We start from the raw sequence: 19,262 nt of genomic DNA on the forward strand, positions 1-19,262 counted from the left end.
CTGCTAAATGCAGTATGAGCCAACACTAGACCAAACGGCTCATACCAAAGATGGATTTTTCCTCATCCTAAAATAAAGAATCAGACGTTCTTCTCGATAAAAGCGTGAATATCCTGAGAAGAGCGTTGCGGAATTTCGATCATAGGAACATGACCAATGTCGGGATAAATCAGCTTTCTGGAATTCGGAATCAACTGATCGAAGATGTCTGAGTTTTTATAGTTAATCACACGATCCTGCTCACCCCACATAATCAGAACCGGCGCTTTGATTTTGCCAAGTTCTTCTTTGAAGTTGTAAGCGTGCTCAGTACTTTTCAGATGCTTAAAAATCTGTTCGTTTAAGTCTTGGTTCGCCATAGAACGTTCCGCTACAACTTCAGGAACCGGCCACGGCATGAACGGCTTTTCTTCCATGGCAAAATCCATCAGGGTGTAGATGTCATCGAGTTTCTTAACCACCAACGGATTTTCGCCCCGATCAAGATAATCCGCCAACACACTTCTATGATCAAAGATACCCGCCGGATTAACCAAACTCACACTTAACACCCGATCCGAATGCATTGCAGCAAACAACGATGAAATGGCTCCGCCCATGGAATTCCCAACCAAATGGACTTTTGTTAACCCTTTGGCATTGAGAAAGTTCACCAAATACGCCACCTGATCATCCAAATCATGACGTAAAGATTTGTCTTTGGTACTTTTACCATGCCCCAACAGATCAACTGCAACCAAGTGATAGTCATCCGCTAGATTACCGGCAAAGCGCAACCAATTTTCTTTATTAGCCGCAAAACCGTGAATCAACAACATCGTAGGCTTGCCTTCCGGCTTTTCGCCTTCAAGGTAACTGACGTTGATACCATTGATCTTCACTTGTTTTTCAATCAAACCAGCACGACTTTTTTCAGCATTCATTGCCAGTTCATACAGCTCGTATTTATAGATAGAACCGAGAATTAAGTAACCACCGACTAATACGGCCAGCGATATCACCGCAAATAGTATTTTTTTCATTAAAACCATTCCTTTTGATTATTGAGCTGCTGCTAACGGAGTATCTGATGCGTCGGCTTTAACAGCCCCTTCTTCAATTATTTTCTCAGGCAATTGAGAAAGCGACTTCCAAACAAAGCTGGTTTCGGGAACAGAACGCGTCTTTAAGCGATAACGCCACGTTGATCCGGGCCAGATAGTAAAATTCTTCCCATTATCCTGAATGTACCAACTGGCACAGCCAGAGGACCAAACGGTATTTTTCAAACCGTTTTGAATCCACTCGTTAAATTGCGTCTGAATCTCAGGCTTCACTTCCATTGTCTGCGCATTCTTGGTCTTCATCTTCTTGAGACACTCAATAACATAATGCACTTGCGATTCAATCATGAAGATCACAGAGTTATGGCCCAAACCAGTATTCGGTCCGACTAATTGGAACATGTTTGGAAAGCCTTTCACTGTCATACCGAAGTAGGCTTCCGCACCTTCTTTCCATTCATCCAATAACGTCTTGCCATCTCGCCCCTGAATCACAAAATCTTTCAAATAATTTCTAGGGTCGGCCTGAAATCCTGTACCCAAAATAATGGCATCGATGTCTCGTTTCTTACCATCACGAGTGACAATGTGATCTTCACCCACTTCTTGAATACCATCGGTAATCAGCTCCACGTTCGAGCGATTAAAGGTGGGTAAGTACTTATTTGAAATAAGAATTCGCTTACATCCGATGGTGTAATCTGGGGTGAGTTTAGCTCTCAATTCAGGGTCTTTGATGTATTTACGAATATGCAGTTTGGCAACCTTAGAGAATACCGATGCAACCGTTGGATTTAAGATCGGCAAGAGTCTGGATTCGTTCATCCAATACAACATAGAACGATACAGTTTGCGTACGCCTGGCGCATTACGGAACAGCCACTTTTCAACGCCGGTGTAGGCACGCTCATTTCTAGGAAGCACCCACGCTGCAGTGCGTTGATACACATAAAGCTGATCAACGTCTGGGGCAATCTCTGGCACATATTGAATGGCCGAGCCACCGGTTCCGATGGAGGCAACCCGCTTACCTTTCATATCAAAGTCATGATTCCACTCAGCCGAGTGAAACACTTCGCCTTTAAAGGACTCTAAACCAGGTATGTTAGGCTTCGCCGGAACGTGCAGAGGCCCGGTGCCCATCACAAAGGTTTGAGCTCGCACCTGCTGACCATCTCTGCTGGTCAAAGTCCACTCACCAAGGTGCTCGTCAAAGATTGCCGAAGCCACTTCGAAGCCAGAGTGCACATACTTTCTTAAGCCGTATTTAGTTGCACAATGATTGGTGTAGTCCTGAATTTCCTTCCACCCGGAAAATACTTTTGACCACTCAGGGTTTCCTTCAAAAGAATAAGAATACAAGTGTGATTGAACATCACAGGCACACCCTGGGTAGGTGTTGTCTCGCCAAGTACCACCGATGTCGGTCTTCTTTTCGAGCAACACAAATGAATCGATTCCAGCTTCCAACAATTTAATGCCCATACATAAGCCAGAAAATCCTGTACCAATAATGGCAACTTTGACCGACGGGATTTGGTTAGAACGAGACTGATCAGTTCGAGCTTGATCAGCACCGCCCTTCACTTGCTGATGAGACATACAACTCCCTCCACAAAAATCTCTGTATTTATCGTTATTGTTGTTTTGAATTTAGAGAGCCATAGATATGGCAATTATCTAAACATGAGTCATTGCTCAAAAGTATAGTTTGCCTTAATCTCTCTTTAACAGAATTACAAATGACCAAAACTTGATAATTTAGGCCACCACGTTTCTATGTCGACTCGCTCTGTACTCAGTTTGGTTTACGCCATTCATAATCTGAATGATATGGGAATTGACTGTTCTGACATCCTCAGAAAGTATGGTTTTTCAATGGATCATTTAGACCCATTCGGTCAGATCGATCGTGCCACCGAGCTGAAGATTCTCAATGAGCTGATGCCAAGAATTGATGACCCTGTCTGCGGCCTTAAACTCGGCCAACAATTCAGTCTTGTGGGATATGGCCCGTTCTCCTTGATGTTGATGACTGCGCCCAGTGCCTACGATGCCTGCCGTATGGGCATACAGTATCAAGAGCTCACCTACCTCTATGGCAAAATGGAGTTGGACTTATCACCCACAAACAGTGGTCTGAACATTTATATATCCCCACTGCCAGACTCCGTTAGAGACTTTCTGATTGACCGAGACATTGCAGGTACTTATCAGTTACTGCTGGATATCATGAAAATTGTCGATGAACCGGTCGAGGTAAAAGAAGTCTGGATTCCTCACGGGCACAACAATCAAGCCGATGTTTATAAAACAGCATTCGGTTGTGATGTACGATTTAATGCACCTCATACACGTCTGGAAATAGAAAATGTCAATCTCGGACTTCCCTTCCCACAATCAAACCCTATTGCTTTCAATCTCTATAAAGCACAATGCGATAACCTACTGAATGAACGCTCTCAAGACTCATCTCAACTGTCCTCTCAAGTGGAATCCTATCTTGAGCTCTTTGAATATCAGTTCCCCAAGCTACAAGAGGTCGCTACCTTATTTGGCATCTCGGAAAGAAGCCTACGCAGACAACTAAAAGCCGAAGCAACCAGCTTTCAACAAGTATTGAATCGAGTGCGCTTCCACAAAGCTCAAACCTTACTAAAAACGACGCAATTGAGTGTTGACCACATTGCAGAGCGCTTAGGCTATTCAGAACCAGCTTCTTTTAATCACGCCTTCACTCGCTGGGCGCAAATATCACCAACCATATTTCGCAAACAACACAACGAATCATAAAGACACAACTGACCATATTTTAACCTACCCATATGGGTGATCCTCAAATCCCCAACAAAGCTTTAAGGTGTGCAACAGGCATTTGTGACGCATAAAAATAATAAGTGACACAAAAAATCAATTTCAGATAAGCAGTGCCTGTAAACATGTTCCAGATACAGTGAATTGGTACCTCTAACGGCCATAAAAATAACAAGTCCGAGGTAAATACAATGAAACACTCCCTTAAAAAACTAGTTACGGCAACCGCTGTAGCAACTGCGGCATTAACCGCACCAATTGCACAAGCAGGTTACACTGAAACCAAATACCCGATTGTACTGGTGCATGGTGTTGCTGGTTTTGACAGCGTGGCAGGCATCGTCGGCTACTTCCATACCATTCCATACAACCTCAAGCGCAGCGGGGCAACGGTTCATGTAGCAAGTGTCTCAGCGTTTGCATCCAGTGAAACTCGCGGCGCACAATTGGCCAATCAAATAGTACCTTGGGCCAATGCTCAAGGCGGTAAAGTCAACCTGATGGGGCACAGCCAAGGGGCACCCACCTCTCGCGTTGCACTAACACTTCAACCAAACAAAGTAGCGTCCATCACATCAATCGACGGTGTGAATAAAGGGTCAAAAGTAGCGGATGTTATTCGCGGCGTGATTCCAGCAGACAGTGTCATTGAAGGTGGCGCAGCAGCCATTGCCAATGCTTTCGGAACCATCGTTAACTGGCTTTCAGGTGCCAATAACCAACAACAAGCCATTGATGCTTTGTGGACACTCACCACGCCTGGCACCAATGCACTGAACCAAACACACGGCTGGGGTGTAGATACCTCAAACTATTGCGGCACCGGCCCATCGTCCGTCAACGTTAATGGTAACAACGTGAAGCTTTATTCTTGGACAGGTAACACCAGCTTTACCAACGTCTTAGACGTTCTTGATCCGCCACAAGCATTACTAGGACTAGCATTCGTTGGTCAATCGGTATCAACCAGTGACGGCCTTGTGGATATCTGCTCCGCGAAAATGGGACAAGTGATTGGAACCCACTACGACATGAACCACATGGATGCGGTTAACCACACCCTGGGCATTCGTTCACTATGGCATAACCCTGTGACGCAATACCGTTCGCAGGCGAATCGCTTGAAGAACCAAGGCCTATAAGCCTATTAATTAGGTCTTACACCATGTCGGCACCTTCTTTCACCTTCGCACGTATTATTCACATTGATGATGTGCATTTATGGAAGGTGTCTATATAGAAGGTGTCGATATAGAAGGTGCCGAAACATCAACATCAAAAATGTGAACATTTAACTCGGTATACGAAGTCCAATACTATGAAAAAGCGCTACGTACTTGCTGCTCTGATCGTCTCAGGGCTTATGATCCTGATGGCAGCCGCACCTCAGTTAATGACGTCGACTCAGGAAACGCCACTCACAACCGCAACTCAGATAACAAGTCATGCGGTGGAAGAGCTCGCCAAAGAGCAGGCTTCTCCGATACAGCAAGTAAAAGCACTGAACATCCATTCTCTGCCCCCAGAAACATCGAGCCATTATCAAGATGATCCATCCACACCTCGCCCTGAGTATGTCCAGCAAGCGCCCTCTCTTTCTGGCACAAACATCGATGGATCTTTCCGTTTGGATTCAGCAAACAACCTTGTTTTAAGTTTGGATGTTCGCGACACGTTCGACTATTTTCTTAACACAATTGGCGAAGTTAGTTCAGAAATAGCCATTAAAGAAATCAAATCTCTCATTGCCGCGCAACTCCCGGAGCCAGCACAAACACAAGCCATCACCGCTTTGGAAGACTACCTGACCTACAAAGCCGCGGCACTCGAAATTCTTAATCGACCTCTGACCTCACCAGAGCAACAAACGCAGACCTATCAATATCAAATTCTAAAAGACAGTTTGTCGCAACTGCGACAATTACAAGAACAGTATCTTTCTCCAGAAATGAACCAAGCCTTTTACCAAGAAGAAAATGCCTTTGCCGATTACACCTTGAAGAGTATGGAAATCCAGCTCAACGAATCCCTTAGCCTTGAAGAAAAGACTCAAGCACTGATGCTGCTCGAAGAGGAACTGCCAGAGCAACTTCAATCCGCCATGAATGAAATTTCACAGAGCCAGCAAGTCGCTCAAAAAGCAGAACAGCTTTATCAATCAGGTAATCGAGAAGCCTATCAAGCCCATCTTCAGGCCAATTACTCTGAAGACGTAGTTCAAGCGTCCATGGACGACTTCGATCGACAGCAAACCTTTGAAAGCAGTTACCAGACGTATCAGGCCGCATTGAAGCAATACGACGTTAGCAACATGGATGAAACAGAAATCCAAGCCCTCCAAGAAGACTTAAGAACGCAATATTTTGAGGGCCATGATTTGTTAATTGCAAAAACCAGAGACGATCTCATTCAAACACCTCAGGAGCAAACAAACCAAAGCCTGACAAATTAGCAGCCACTTACTTACACGAAGAGCGACTAACAGTAAAATTCGATCTAAAATGACGAAAATGAAAAAGTGAAAATCATCCCAAGTTCAGCATAAAGGCTCATTAGGCCATGGGTATTCGATGATGTTCTTGATAAAATCAGCGCCATAACAATAACAACCAAGATCTGAGCTGGCAGTGCAACGTCCCGCCTAACTAGGTTTCCAGCAGAAATCTAAGTTCAGAATCTGTTGACTCCAATATATTCGGTTAGCTGACTGCATCATGAGCAATTTCAAAGCCTCAACTCAAGAGCAATCCCAATTACTTCAAGCTCAATTGGACGATGGGTTTCGACGACTACGCTTTGATCAACCGTTGGAATCCGACTTTAAAGCCTATCAAACGCATCTAATCCAGAGACGCGTGGGATATGTGAGCCTGTTCAGCATCGTACTTTTAACACTCTACGCATGTGTCGATTTTCTATTTCTGCCAGATCGGATTTGGGAATTTACCGTGATGGTTCGAGCGACCATGATTGTCCCGGTCATTATCCTGGCATACGCATTTTTTAAACAAGAACCCAAACCCAATACCATTATTAACGCCACATTTCTCTGTTACATGATGATGGGCATCGGTGTCATTGCCATCATCGGTGGCTCTCAACTGGGCGGTTATGACATTCCTTACGAAGGGCTTTATTCGGTCATTCTATTTGGCTTCTTTCTGCTCGGTCTTCCATTCAAACTCATTCTCTTTTCCACTTGGGGAATGTGGTGGTTATTCGGTTGCATGGAACTCCTGGTCGGCCACACAGAAAATCTACTGCCAGAATTATTCTTCCTCGCTTCCATGTGCGCTATCGGGACAGTGGGTAGTTACTTACATGAACACACCTTAAGGTCGGGCTATCTCAAACATCGACTGGTTAAACTCAGCCAACAACAAGCCGTTGCCGATAAAGAAGCCAAAACCCAATTTCTGGCCGCTGCCGGGCACGACTTACGACAACCGATTAATGCCATCAGTCTGATTTCAGACGCACTCGCCCAAACCCTAATCCACTCAGACAATAACCCGCAACAACAAGTCATGACAGAACGATTGACGGCCTCTGTCGATATGCTCAATCGTTTACTGGATTCACTTTTGGAATACAGTCGCTTGGAAATGGGCGAAGTTGAGCCCTATTGGGAAAAAGTGCCGTTGGATACCCTGACTCATGAAGTGGTTTCTGCCATGACCACACAGCTCGAGGCTGCTCACATCAAGGTTCATTTGCATGTGGCAACGCAAGCCCATGTAAAAACAGACCCTCTGCTCTTTGAACGCATTCTTCGTAATCTCATCAGCAATGTTATTCAACACGCCAAAGCCAGCGAGATTCATATATCAACCGCGATTAATAACCAAACCATCACGCTTGAAATTAAAGACAACGGCTGCGGTATTTCGAAAGAACATCAAGAAGCCATCTTTGATCAGTACTATCAAGTCACTCCCAATAGAGAGCGTGGTATGGGGCTGGGATTGAGCATCGTTCAACAACTGGCAGATATTTTAAATATCCGCCTGAGTGTCACCTCACAACTCAATGAAGGGACCTGTTTCTTACTGTCCGTCGATTGTTTGGAACAAGACTCTCTAGAGCAAGACCACCAAGAACAGAAACTTCTAAAGCAAAACATTCAGGCGTCGAGCCACTGAGACACACTCAGTGCGGTTATGAACATCCAGAGCAAGAAACAACGCCTTCAGATGAAACTTCACCGTCGCTTCGGTCAAATCCAACCGACGGCATATATGTTTATTCGACAAACCTTCGGAAAGCAACACCAAAACCTCAGCCTGGCGCTGGGTGATTCTGTATTGCCGTGCAATGCTGATACGAACACGACTCAAAAGATCATCCGGTTTCGGGTTATCCACAGCCAAACTCAATACCGGCTGTAATGATTCACCGGCAGCCACTTTGGTAATGGCATCACGTATTTCCAAACCACTGGCCGATTTACTCAAGAAGCCTTTCGCTCCACGACTCAGGGCCAAACGTATGTCTTCCGGTTCGTTAGAGCCTGACAGAATAATGATGGGTGCACTTGGGCAACATTCATCCAACACCGACATGATGTGAAAACCATCCACCTGCGGGAAGTGAAGGTCTAACAAAATCATATCAGGAGTCATAGACGTCAAGATCACTTGAGCCTCTTCGAGACAGGTAGCCTGAAACACAGACGCCACTGTGTCCATTAAAGACAACGAGATATTGAGTCCATCAAGATAGATTTGATGATCATCGATCAACAGAAGATTCAGACCCTTCTCTGAATCAGCCTTGAGATTCATACTATCTCCAAACTATTATTTTTATTATGGAGCTTTGAATAATCTCAACACATGTTCAGGAAAGACTTAAACTGAACGTTGAGAATCGTATACAGTCTATTATTGTACACCTAGCATAGACGCGCCATATGTGACTATGTTCAAGTTTGAGGGTCTTACTATGAAAACTGGACGTACGGCTAACAATCACTTAACCACTGACACCCCAGCAACTGAACGAGGTGTCTGGAGAAAGCTTAAACGCCACAGCAAACGTATTGGTCGTGAGGTTGTCGAAACCACCCTTAAACTCTATTACTCCGCCCGAGACGAACGTACCCCGACTTGGGCTCGTACCGTTATCTATGGCGCATTGGCGTATTTTCTTATTCCGATTGACGCCATACCTGATCTTCTCCCTGGTGGCTATGCCGATGATTTCACCACCCTGCTAGCCGCTATCGCGACTGTAGGCATGTACATTAAGCCCGAACATAAATCGAAGGCCAAAGAGCAAACAGATCACTGGTTTAAGCAGGGCAAAGACACGGAAGATAAGATAGAAACCTCGAAACGATAATACAATTGTCTTGCTTATCAACTTCATAGATAATCCCTGACCATCGTTCTTACCCTCATCCATCATAATCCCAAAAGGATTCAATTGAGTCGAAGGAATCAATATGCCACAAGTGAAAGAACTCCTAGCTAAGAACAAGCAATGGGCGGCCTCCATTAAAGAGCAAGACCCTCAATTCTTTGATCGACTCAAGCAACAACAATCGCCGGAATACCTTTGGATAGGCTGTTCAGACAGTCGAGTACCAGCCAACCAAATTGTCGATCTGTTGCCGGGTGAACTGTTCGTTCACCGAAACGTGGCTAATATGGTGGTTCATACCGACCTAAACTGCCTGTCAGTGATGCAATACGCGGTGGACGTACTCAAGGTCAAACACATCATTGTTACCGGGCATTACGGTTGTGGTGGTGTAAGAGCGTCCATCGAAGATCAGCGTTACGGACTGATTGATAACTGGTTACGCCACATTCACGACGTCTATAAGAAACATCAAAAATCCATGCAGAAATACACGAATTTTGATGAGAAATGTGACCGTCTCTGTGAACTCAATGTCATCGAACAGGTGATGAACGTTGTCAGCACCTCGGTCATACAGGAAGCCTGGGATCGAGGCCAAAACTTAAGCGTTCATGGCTGGATCTATGGTATCGAGAACGGTTTGGTGAATGACCTTAATATGACCATTCGAGGCCTGAAAGGTGCCGATGCCATCTACGACGAAGCACTCGCAAATATTCTAGGGAACGACTAATTCTTTCCAATGAAAAATTAGCCGCACTCCAAACATTGATCGAACCGATGACTACAGAAAAACGTTATTACGGTTCGATCAATGCGTTAAAGCGCTCGGGTAATTCATAATCCGGATACGCTTGTTTTAACTTCACGATCTCTTCTTTTGCCTGTTGGTCTTCACCTTTTTCTATCAGCGCATCAATATTGGAAATCCACGCTTCTGCTGATAAGAGGTCTGGTTTACTCTGTTCATCATCTGACTCAACAGCAGAGACTGCACCAGCCCCCGAGAAGGTATCCGCCCGTTCCCGGCTCATTAATCGCTGACTCTCAACAGCTCGCGGCTTCGCTTTCAATTCACGCTCTAGTAATTCAGTTTCTACAGATTTTCTCTCTTCCATCGCATCATGTCTATCTAACCTTTGAGGCGCTGAAAACTGCTGTATCGACATAGCAGGCACAGACGCTGGCGCATGCTCTGTTTCAAAGGCATCGGACTCCATCTCAACCGAATCAGAAAGCGACGGCTTACTTTGATAAGCTTCCATATCTGCCGCTTCTTTTTTCATCATCTTTTCGGCAGGAGCCATATCATTAAGAGGCGCAAACTCTTCCGAAGATTCAAATGTCTCAAAAGATTCTAGTTCCTCAAAAGGCGCTTCGGAATCAAACTTCACCTCCAACTTCTGTTGCTGATGCAGATCTAAAATAATCGAGCTGGAAATCACCACCACCGCAGCCGCCGATAATGGCCACTGCCATTTTCGTAAACGCGACACCTGGGACGGTTTTCTATCATGAGGAATCTGCGTTTCCGCTAATTCTTGTTTAGCTTGCGCCAGAATAAGGTGATCAAGTGATTCAGGTGGCTGTTCAGTTGCGCCCTGTTGATACAAAGCGGAGACATCGAACTCTTCCGAAGGCTGTTTTGAATCAGTCATGTCGCCCTCCTGAAGTGGTTACTTGCTGCCAATATTCGGATAAGCACTCTTGAAGCTGTTTACGGGCATAGCGTAATCGGCTCTTCGCAGCCTCCAACGAAATCGATACCACATCGGCAATTGCCGCTAAGGTCATCCCGGCTTCTTCGTTCAATAAAAATACGTCTTGCTGCGCTTGAGGCAGCTGACCCATGCAGACTTTTAATTGCTCCGAGAGCTGTCGATTAAACTCGGCATGGTCAGGCTGATGCATTGCAGACGAGCTAGGTTCTGTTTGATTCACGGAAGGTTTTTTTGAACTCTGATCGTTTACATCATCCAAAGATTCCACAGGCTTAAGCGTTCGAACATGATCAATCACCAGATTATGTGCCATGGTGTACACCCAGGTCGTCCACTTAGCAGTGACTTTATAACTTTGCGCCGAGCGGATAATCCGTCCCCACAACTCCTGATAAAGATCTTGAGCTAAAGTAAGGTCCGATAACTGACGACAAAAATAACGATACAAACTGCCTTTGTGTTTCTGATACAAGGACTCAAATGCCGCCATATCGCCTTGCGCGTATGCCAGCATTAACTCTTCATCGCTGGCATCATGCCCCGTTGTTTTCTGAAAAGCAGCACTGGAATCCTTTAGCGCATTATTCGGTTTATCGTCCTTAAACACCTGAGTACCTATGTTCATGATCTGAATACATTGTTAGAGACTACTTTAAAGTTCGAGATTACGTTAAAGATTCACTAACTGAAAGCGATTCTGGAGGAGGCGTTCCCCTCCTCTCAGAATCGCACAGCAATGACTTATGACTCTCTATTGAAACACTACTGAGATAGAGAATCCGCCAAACGCACAAGCTGGATAAACTCATTACGATAGCCAAATGGGTCGTTGCCTTTGGCTTTCTGAGCCTGATCCACCATGTCCTGATAATCGAAACCGTTGAGGTATTTGTCCTGTCTTAGTTTCTGACCAAAGCCTGCGACCACTGCCGCAAATCTAAAGTCCTGACTGGCATTCGCAAAGCTGGCCACCTTTTTTGACAGTTGAATTGGCGTTTCAATCAACTGACTTTTCTCCGCATCCGGTGCCTTGTATCTCAACTTCAAGAAGCCTAACTCAGAACTAGACGCCGCTTTCGATAGAGAAACAGACGTTTCAGTCGAAGTTTTAGATTGCCCTTCTTGCTGATAGCGCAATGCAGGTAACCGTTGCCCATCCGAATCCACCAGCGCGAGTTCATATATAGCCGTCACTTTATGGCCCGCACCGATCTCGCCCGAGTCCACTTTATCGTTGTTGAAATCTTCGCGAGCCAGCATACGATTTTCATAACCAATCAAGCGATATTCCGCCACCCATTGCGGGTTAAACTCCAGCTGGATTTTTACGTCTTTAGCAATGGTCATTAGCGTCGCATTGAGCTCTTCCACCAGTACTTTTCGAGCCTCATGCAAGGTATCAATATAGGCGTAATTGCCATTTCCTACATCAGCCAGCTGCTCCATTAAATGATCATTGTAATTACCGGTTCCAAAGCCCAGAGTTGTGAGCGAAATGCCTTTTTTACGTTTACTCTCGATCAAATCTTTCAACGCATCCGTATCACTCAAACCAACATTAAAGTCGCCATCGGTGGCTAATAACACTCGATTAATGCCGTCTTTTACGAAAGATTGTTCCGCAAGACGATAAGCTAACTGAATGCCCTGATGACCATTAGTCGAGCCACCCGCTTGAAGTTTCTGCAACGCCTGTTCAATCTTGAACTTTTCGTTACCTGCGGTGGGTTCCAGCACTACACCAGAAGCACCGGCATACACTACGATTGAAACCTTATCGTCTTCGCTCAATTGGTTGGTCAACATCAATAGCGACTTCTTAAGCAGGGGCAGCTTATCGGCAGAATTCATCGAGCCCGACACATCCAATAAAAACACCAGGTTCGCATGAGGTCGTTCCGACTGCACAGGTTCAAAGCCTTGCAAGCCGACTCTAAGCAACAGATGATCATCAGACCACGGTGCCTGAGCTAACTCGGTATTCACACTAAATGGCGCTTTTGATAAATCCGGTTGCGGATAATCGTAGTCAAAGTAGTTCACCATCTCTTCTATTCGAACTGCGTTTTTTGGTGGCATCACTCCCTGATTCAGAATTCGGCGAATGTTGCTGTAACTGCCGGTATCCACGTCAATACTGAAGGTCGATACTGGCTCTTGAACCACCGATTTAACACTGTTGAATTCAATATCTGCGTACTTCTCATTTGAAAGATCATCACTTGGTAAATGGCCTTGATCAAATACCGGTTGCGGTTCAGGTAAATGCGGCGGTACAAATCCAGGTGCAGGCATGATTGTTTGAGGGGCTATATGATAACTCTTACTAAGTGCAGTATTTCCAGCCACGGCACCGGATGCCATTTCCATCCGACTTAAACGATCCGCCGACATGACTTTCGCTTCCATTGCACGCTCTTTCTTTCGAACATCCACACGATGCGGCTCTTCCACCAGACCGTCATCCACCAGACCAACGTCCGCCACTTCCGTTTCTATGGCATCGACTTCCGAATCTGGTTTATGGCTTGAATGATGAGCACCTTGCCCGTTTGCAGATGAACTGCTTGAAGATGAACTGCTATTTCCAGAAACCAGCTCTTGCTCTGGCGCTTCGTTAGAGGCACACCCCGACAAAGCGATGAAGGCAACACTGCCCATCACCAAACTACCAACCATAACGCTTTTGCGTAACGCCGTAGAAATGCTCTGTGCCAAGGTTGTTTTAGTGAAAGCACGCTGATGAGACTCAGCATAAGACTTAGACGTTGTAAGATCTTTTGCTTGATAAGAAATTACGGTTGAAGGACGTTGAGTGTTCATGATTCGCTCCGTTTATGCGGATTACCACAGTCGCTGATAATCGTTTCAGTCAATAAAGAAATAATTTCTAATGACTACAAACGAAACGAATTTAAAAAGGGGTTAAAATTTTTAAAAAAATTTCAAAATAATTTTTGTTATTAGGGGACTCCCTAGTTACCACTAATCATGGCACACGCGATTTCGACCTTCACTTTTCGCACGATAGAGCTGCTTATCAGCCCGTGACACCAGCTCTTTCTCACCATCCCCATCTTCAACCGTGGTGACACCAAAACTCACGGTGATATGCCCCACCGGTTCAAAGTGCGTTTCTTCAATCGCACGCCGCAGTTTTTCTGCCGTGATAATGGCTTCTTCCTTAGACGTGGCAGGGCAGAGAATCATAAACTCCTCCCCTCCCCAACGGCCAAAGATGTCGGTAGAGCGTAATTGCTCAGAGATCAATTTACACAAATCAATCAGCAAACGATCACCCGCGGGATGACCATACTTATCGTTGACCCGTTTAAAGTAATCAATGTCTAAAATGATCAAAGAAAACTCAGCCCGATAGCGCTTAAAGCGGTTTACTTCGGACGTTAACGTTTCATCCAAACGAAGTCGATTATGAATCGAGGTCAAAGCATCGGTATGAGAAATACGATCTAATTCCTGAGTTCGTTTTTCCAGAAGATCATACGCTTCGCTCAACTTTTGGTTATAGCGCGTTAAGGTCACAGAGCGATACCCCAGCAACAAGAGCACAACCACGGACACTAGAGATATGATCAAGACCAAATCGTAATCCTGACCAATTTCGTACTTCACTTTTACCCAATGATTCACGATTGCCGCATCGTCTTCAGGATCAATTGACGCTACCGCTTTACTCATGATGGAAAATAGAACGGGTTCACTTTTTGAAACACCAATTCTTAGCTCGTTGCGATACTCGGTCGGCCCAACAATCTTCAGATTTGAAAGCCCCAGCCGTTGAATCCGTTCAGTTACGATAAACAATGAACCTATGGTGCCAAAGACTTCACCACTGGACACAGCTTCAAGCGTTTCATCCGACGTCTGATATTTTTTGATGCGAATTCGAGGAAAGTCCCGCTCAATTAGCTCCCGATAAAAATAGCCCTCGACCATGGACAAACTCTTTCTGCCATAGGATTTCAAACCATCCATATAGCCTTCCGAATCTCTCGTCACAATCACCACAGGAGACGAAAGATAGGGTTCTGTGAAATTAAAATGATCGGCGCGATCTTCCGTTTTATTGATAAGGGAAATAAGTTTGCAGGTACCATCCATTAAATAATCTTTGGATTGTATCCAGGAATCCGTGGGCACCAGTTTAAAGGTTAATTGGGTCACCTGACTGAACCATTGGAAATAATCGGCCGACATGCCCGTGTGCTCACCTTCCGAATCAATTGCTTCATACGGAAGCCAATTTGGATCAACACAGATGGGCACAATGTTATTCTGTTGAATCCATTGTGACTCTTCATTAGAGAAAGATAATGGCTCAGACTGCGCGTTCACACCCAAGGCTAAACCGACTCCGAGCAAACATAACATAGGTAGGATGAGGTATTGGTTTAACCAACGCCTAAATTCAAACATGTTCAGTAACGTCTCCAAGAAGAATCACGACAAATTCGCTCCTTAATAAACATAACACAGCCTCTTTTCATAACGATTGAGTAGGCTCAAGTTTTACTGCTCACATCCTAGTAAAAGAACAGTATAGAAAAGACAGTTACACTTCGGCATAGAATAGCATTTAAATTTGCAGTTAAATGCCGCATGATCATGAGATAAACAAACTCAATCAGGTTATTTCACCCGTCAGTGGATGCTCTACAAGGAATTGGTCATGTTAAGTCTTCGCGCTCAATTGGTAAAAAAAGCTCTGCAAAACAGCGTTAAACCGCTACTCAGCCCCACTACTTCCACAGAGCTTCAACGACGCGTCACAGACTTTGGCTTACAACTCAACCTGCTTCCTCTTGGAACCGAAATAACTACTACAAACATTGATGGTATCCCTGCCGAATGGATTACCAACCGTCGACAAGCCTGTTCCGATAGCGTCATTCTTTATTTGCACGGCGGAGCCTATAGCATTGGTTCCGCAAAGTCTCATCGTAATCTCACTGCCCATTTAGCCAAAGCCACCGGCGCAACCATCCTGGTACTCGACTATAAGTTAGCCCCCGAGTTTCCTTTCCCTGCCGCCTTGACCGACGCCACCGATGCTTATCAGTGGCTTCTTAAAAACGGCCACCAAGCTCAGGATATTGTGATTGCAGGCGACTCAGCAGGCGGCGGTTTGGCATTAGCGACGGCACTGTCATTGAAAGACAAACACATTCCTCTGCCAGCTTGTCTCGGATTAATCTCTCCTTGGGTCGATATGACCATGTCCGGCGAATCCGTGAAGTCTAAAGCCGACTTAGACCCAATGATTCGTGAGGATTGGTTGAATGTCATGATCAACAACTACGCTGTTGATTTACCGCCAGAATCCCCTCTGTGCTCGCCTATTTTTGCCGACTTAGAAGGGCTGCCTCCTATTCACATTCAAGTGGGTTCTGATGAGATTTTACTGGATGATGCGCTTCGCCTTGCCCAGAGAGCAGAATCCCAAGGCATTACCGTAAACTTAGAAATTTGGGATGAGATGTGGCACGTCTGGCATTTCCAGGCAGGTCTCGTTCCCGAAGCGAATCAAGCCATTGAACAATTTGCAAAGCTGATATGCCCTGCCAGTTAAGCGTGCGCTTTAAAACGTGCTGTTATAAACAAGCCCTATCATAAAGAACAGCCTTCACTGCGACTCAGTTCAACCACTTCTGTGGTTATTCAGTAGAGGAAACTGGAGGCTGGTCTATACTCATGCAAAGTCATCCACTGCATTTTCACTTTCTCTAATAAGAAATAAAAGATGATTAAATTCAGTAAATTACAATTTAATACACATTACTCTCGTCGTTGTTTTGCAGCATTACTGACCATACTCTGTGTACTGAATACCGCGTTTTCACATGCAGACACCTTGCGTTTAGCCACAACAACGACATTAAAGAATTCAGGTTTGTTGGATTATTTATTACCCAAAATTGAAGCCGACCTACAAATAAACATCACTCACACAGTCACGGCCACCGGACAAGCACTGAGACTGGGTAAGTTGGGAGAAGTGGATATATTGTTGGTTCACGCGCCCAAAGCAGAACGTAAATTTGTCCGTGAAGGCTGGGGAGTAGGACGCTACCCAGTGATGAAAAACGATTACCTTATCGTTGGGCCGGAATCAGACCCCGTTGAAATTAAAGGCGCCAAAAACTTATCCTCAGTATTTCTTAAATTTACCGGAGGCAAAGGTACTTTTGTATCGCGAGGCGATCAATCTGGCACCCACAAGAAAGAAGTGACCTTGTGGAATCGACACGCCCTTTTCCCGGTAGGAGCCAGTTGGTATTTTGAAATCGGCCAAAGCATGCAGAAAACCCTGTTAAAAGCAGACGAATTAAACGCCTACACCTTGGTTGACAGAGGAACTTGGCTGGCGACTCAAAAACAGACCAAGCTGGTAGAGCTCTATTCCGAAGACCCAAGCCTGGTTAATGTCTATTCCGTCATCCTGATTAATTCGGAACGTCACAGAGTGAATATCAGAGAATCCAGCGCGTTTCTGGATTGGTTCTTATCAGAACAGGGCAATAAAACCATCGCTAATTTCAAAATAAACAACCAAGCGCCCTTCGAAGCCATCTCAGGTTATGACTAGCGATTCACGATTAACGACCAACGATTAAAAACAAGACAGAATAGGTTTAGTAACAGGATGTCTCACCTATGAAACTCAATACAAGGCTGATTACATACCTTGTTGTTAGCTTACTTGCTGTGATCGCACTGCAAGTAAGCTTGCTTATTTTGTTTCTGAATAACCTTGAACAAGCCAATCACATCCGCTCTTTAGCGAATCAAAACAAAGAAGAAACCCACCGCATAGAAATGGTTTTGCTCAAGCAATCCTATTCGTTAAAAAATCTCTTTATACGAGGCCATGATCCCACAGCCTACTACTTATATCTTGAAGAGTTTTTCGACAGCGAACGCAAAGTATATCGTTCACTTGAAACAATGAAGCCTTCCATTAAAGACGACCCAACATTACTGGAAAGCTATAACGAGCTCATGAAGGGTATTCTCTCAAGCAGTACAGACTACCGTGCCGCCATTGAGGCTTATTCCGAATCCAATACCGACGCACACTTAGTCGCAGATCGTTACACCTCCATCGAGAACCTGATCTTAGAAGACTTACTAAGATTTTCTAACTTGATTGGCCAGCACTCCCAAGATCAAATTGAGCAACTGAACCACGACATTGAACAAGGCATCGCCTTCTTGCTGGTCAGCACCATCGGCGGAGGTTTACTGTTGTTAGTGGCCTTAATCTGGTACTTCAAAACACGCTTTATTAACCCTTTGGAAAAAGCCATCCACACCGCCAGCGCAGTTAGCCAAGGGAATAAAGACCAACGAATGGAAGTCTCAAAACACCATATCAATCCTCAAGAGTTTGACATCTTTGCACTGGCCTTCAATGAAATGCTCGATAACCTCGAACAAAAGAATCAAGAGCTCAAACAAGCGATGATTCAACTTTCCACAGCAGAGAAATTATCATCATTAGGAAGCTTAGTTGCCGGCGTTGCTCATGAACTCAATACCCCGATTGGGGTGGCATTAACCGGTTCAAGTTGTTTGGGAGATAGAGCCGATGAAATCGAACATGCCATCAAAGAAGACAGGCTAACCAAACAAAAGCTAGTGGAGTTTTTAAGCGATATTCGAACAGGTTCAAGACTCATCGTTAATAACATAAAAGTGGCCTCCGAACTCATTCACAACTTCAAACAAGTGGCGGTCGATCAATCCAGTGAACGACGCAGAGAGTTCAACGTCAAAGTCACATTAGTGGAAGTGCTGTCCACACTTTCTCCAACGATCAAAAAAACACCGCATACCGTCCATCTCAATATTGAGCCTCACATTGTTATTGATAGTTTTCCTGGTCCGCTCGGCCAAGTCATTACTAATTTAATCAATAACTCACTGATTCACGGCTTTGATGGAAAAGAACAAGGCAATATCTGGATAGAAGCATACTCTCGTGGCCATACCATTCAACTCACCTATCGAGACGATGGCAAGGGGATTCCCAAAGAAATCCAAAGCCGCGTTTTCGAGCCCTTTTTTACAACCCGCATGGGACAAGGCGGCAGTGGTTTAGGTATGCATATTGTGCATAATATTGTCACTGGGATTCTTAAAGGCCATCTGACCCTGGAATCTGATGCATATCAAGGCGTTAAGATTACAATGGAGTTACCTTTAAGCGTAGACCCGAAAACAAATAAAGAATCCATGGCTAAATGACGAACTCTGCATCCGTTGTACTCCGTGGACCATAAGTGATTAGCATTGC

Annotated in this window: 16 protein-coding genes; 9 read left to right on the top strand and 7 right to left on the bottom strand. The window is 44.9% G+C overall.

What is annotated here, in order from left to right:
* Positions 1 to 80 precede the first annotated feature (80 nt).
* Together ACFOEK_RS04360 and ACFOEK_RS04365 are read right to left on the bottom strand one after the other, a co-directional pair.
* Positions 81 to 1,022 (bottom strand): alpha/beta fold hydrolase, encoded by a 942-nt coding sequence (locus ACFOEK_RS04360; RefSeq protein ID WP_386716711.1) that lies wholly within the window; start codon positions 1,020 to 1,022, stop codon positions 81 to 83.
* Positions 1,023 to 1,040: 18 nt separating this feature from the next.
* Positions 1,041 to 2,645, bottom strand: coding sequence for a flavin-containing monooxygenase (locus ACFOEK_RS04365; RefSeq protein ID WP_386716713.1), 1,605 nt, complete (start codon positions 2,643 to 2,645; stop codon positions 1,041 to 1,043).
* A 177-nt stretch (positions 2,646 to 2,822) separates the two neighbouring features.
* On the opposite strand from ACFOEK_RS04365, the gene ACFOEK_RS04370 reads away from it, so the two are divergent.
* The 4 genes from ACFOEK_RS04370 to ACFOEK_RS04385 all read left to right on the top strand — a co-directional run bounded on the left by ACFOEK_RS04370 (position 2,823) and on the right by ACFOEK_RS04385 (position 7,999).
* Positions 2,823 to 3,836 (top strand): AraC family transcriptional regulator, encoded by a 1,014-nt coding sequence (locus ACFOEK_RS04370; RefSeq protein ID WP_386716716.1) that lies wholly within the window; start codon positions 2,823 to 2,825, stop codon positions 3,834 to 3,836.
* A gap of 212 nt (positions 3,837 to 4,048) precedes the next feature.
* Positions 4,049 to 4,999, top strand: coding sequence for an esterase/lipase family protein (locus tag ACFOEK_RS04375; RefSeq protein ID WP_386716719.1), 951 nt, complete (start codon positions 4,049 to 4,051; stop codon positions 4,997 to 4,999).
* A gap of 176 nt (positions 5,000 to 5,175) precedes the next feature.
* On the top strand, positions 5,176 to 6,309 hold the full coding sequence (locus tag ACFOEK_RS04380) for a lipase secretion chaperone (RefSeq protein WP_386716722.1): 1,134 nt from the start codon (positions 5,176 to 5,178) through the stop codon (positions 6,307 to 6,309).
* Between the two features lie 262 nt (positions 6,310 to 6,571).
* Positions 6,572 to 7,999, top strand: a complete 1,428-nt coding sequence (locus ACFOEK_RS04385) for a sensor histidine kinase (RefSeq protein WP_386716724.1) — start codon at positions 6,572 to 6,574, stop codon at positions 7,997 to 7,999.
* On the opposite strand, the gene ACFOEK_RS04390 is transcribed toward ACFOEK_RS04385, so the two are convergent.
* Positions 7,967 to 8,641: a response regulator gene (locus tag ACFOEK_RS04390; RefSeq protein WP_386716726.1), complete on the bottom strand. Its 675-nt coding sequence runs from the start codon at positions 8,639 to 8,641 to the stop codon at positions 7,967 to 7,969. The two genes, ACFOEK_RS04385 and ACFOEK_RS04390, sit on opposite strands and share 33 nt — an antisense overlap.
* A gap of 160 nt (positions 8,642 to 8,801) precedes the next feature.
* Here ACFOEK_RS04390 and ACFOEK_RS04395 point away from each other — a divergent pair, with 160 nt between their 5' ends.
* Together ACFOEK_RS04395 and can are read left to right on the top strand one after the other, a co-directional pair.
* Entirely contained in the window at positions 8,802 to 9,200 is a 399-nt protein-coding gene (locus ACFOEK_RS04395; protein WP_386716729.1) for a YkvA family protein, read from the top strand.
* Positions 9,201 to 9,303: 103 nt separating this feature from the next.
* On the top strand, positions 9,304 to 9,957 hold the full coding sequence (can, locus tag ACFOEK_RS04400; RefSeq protein WP_386716731.1) for a carbonate dehydratase: 654 nt from the start codon (positions 9,304 to 9,306) through the stop codon (positions 9,955 to 9,957).
* A 67-nt stretch (positions 9,958 to 10,024) separates the two neighbouring features.
* Here can and ACFOEK_RS04405 read toward each other — a convergent pair whose 3' ends face one another.
* From ACFOEK_RS04405 to ACFOEK_RS04420, 4 genes are all read right to left on the bottom strand, one after another.
* Complete coding sequence (locus tag ACFOEK_RS04405) at positions 10,025 to 10,882, bottom strand: hypothetical protein (protein WP_386716734.1); 858 nt, start codon at positions 10,880 to 10,882, stop codon at positions 10,025 to 10,027.
* Positions 10,875 to 11,570 (bottom strand): sigma-70 family RNA polymerase sigma factor, encoded by a 696-nt coding sequence (locus ACFOEK_RS04410; protein WP_386716737.1) that lies wholly within the window; start codon positions 11,568 to 11,570, stop codon positions 10,875 to 10,877. Before ACFOEK_RS04410 ends, ACFOEK_RS04405 begins: the two co-directional genes overlap by 8 nt.
* A 137-nt stretch (positions 11,571 to 11,707) precedes the next feature.
* A complete protein-coding gene (locus ACFOEK_RS04415) occupies positions 11,708 to 13,768 on the bottom strand; it encodes a vWA domain-containing protein (protein WP_386716740.1) in 2,061 nt (686 codons plus the stop codon).
* Positions 13,769 to 13,930: 162 nt separating this feature from the next.
* Positions 13,931 to 15,382, bottom strand: a complete 1,452-nt coding sequence (locus ACFOEK_RS04420) for a diguanylate cyclase (protein ID WP_386716743.1) — start codon at positions 15,380 to 15,382, stop codon at positions 13,931 to 13,933.
* A gap of 253 nt (positions 15,383 to 15,635) precedes the next feature.
* Between ACFOEK_RS04420 and ACFOEK_RS04425 the strand changes: the two genes are divergently transcribed.
* From ACFOEK_RS04425 to ACFOEK_RS04435, 3 genes are all read left to right on the top strand, one after another.
* Entirely contained in the window at positions 15,636 to 16,535 is a 900-nt protein-coding gene (locus ACFOEK_RS04425; protein ID WP_386716746.1) for an alpha/beta hydrolase, read from the top strand.
* A 171-nt stretch (positions 16,536 to 16,706) separates the two neighbouring features.
* Entirely contained in the window at positions 16,707 to 17,552 is an 846-nt protein-coding gene (locus ACFOEK_RS04430; RefSeq protein ID WP_386716749.1) for a substrate-binding domain-containing protein, read from the top strand.
* A 68-nt stretch (positions 17,553 to 17,620) separates the two neighbouring features.
* Positions 17,621 to 19,213, top strand: coding sequence for a sensor histidine kinase (locus ACFOEK_RS04435; RefSeq protein WP_386716752.1), 1,593 nt, complete (start codon positions 17,621 to 17,623; stop codon positions 19,211 to 19,213).
* The last annotated feature ends 49 nt before the right edge of the window (positions 19,214 to 19,262 follow it).

This window comes from Litoribrevibacter euphylliae (assembly GCF_042646085.1).
Taxonomy (GTDB): Bacteria; Pseudomonadota; Gammaproteobacteria; order Pseudomonadales; family Litoribrevibacteraceae; genus Litoribrevibacter; species Litoribrevibacter euphylliae.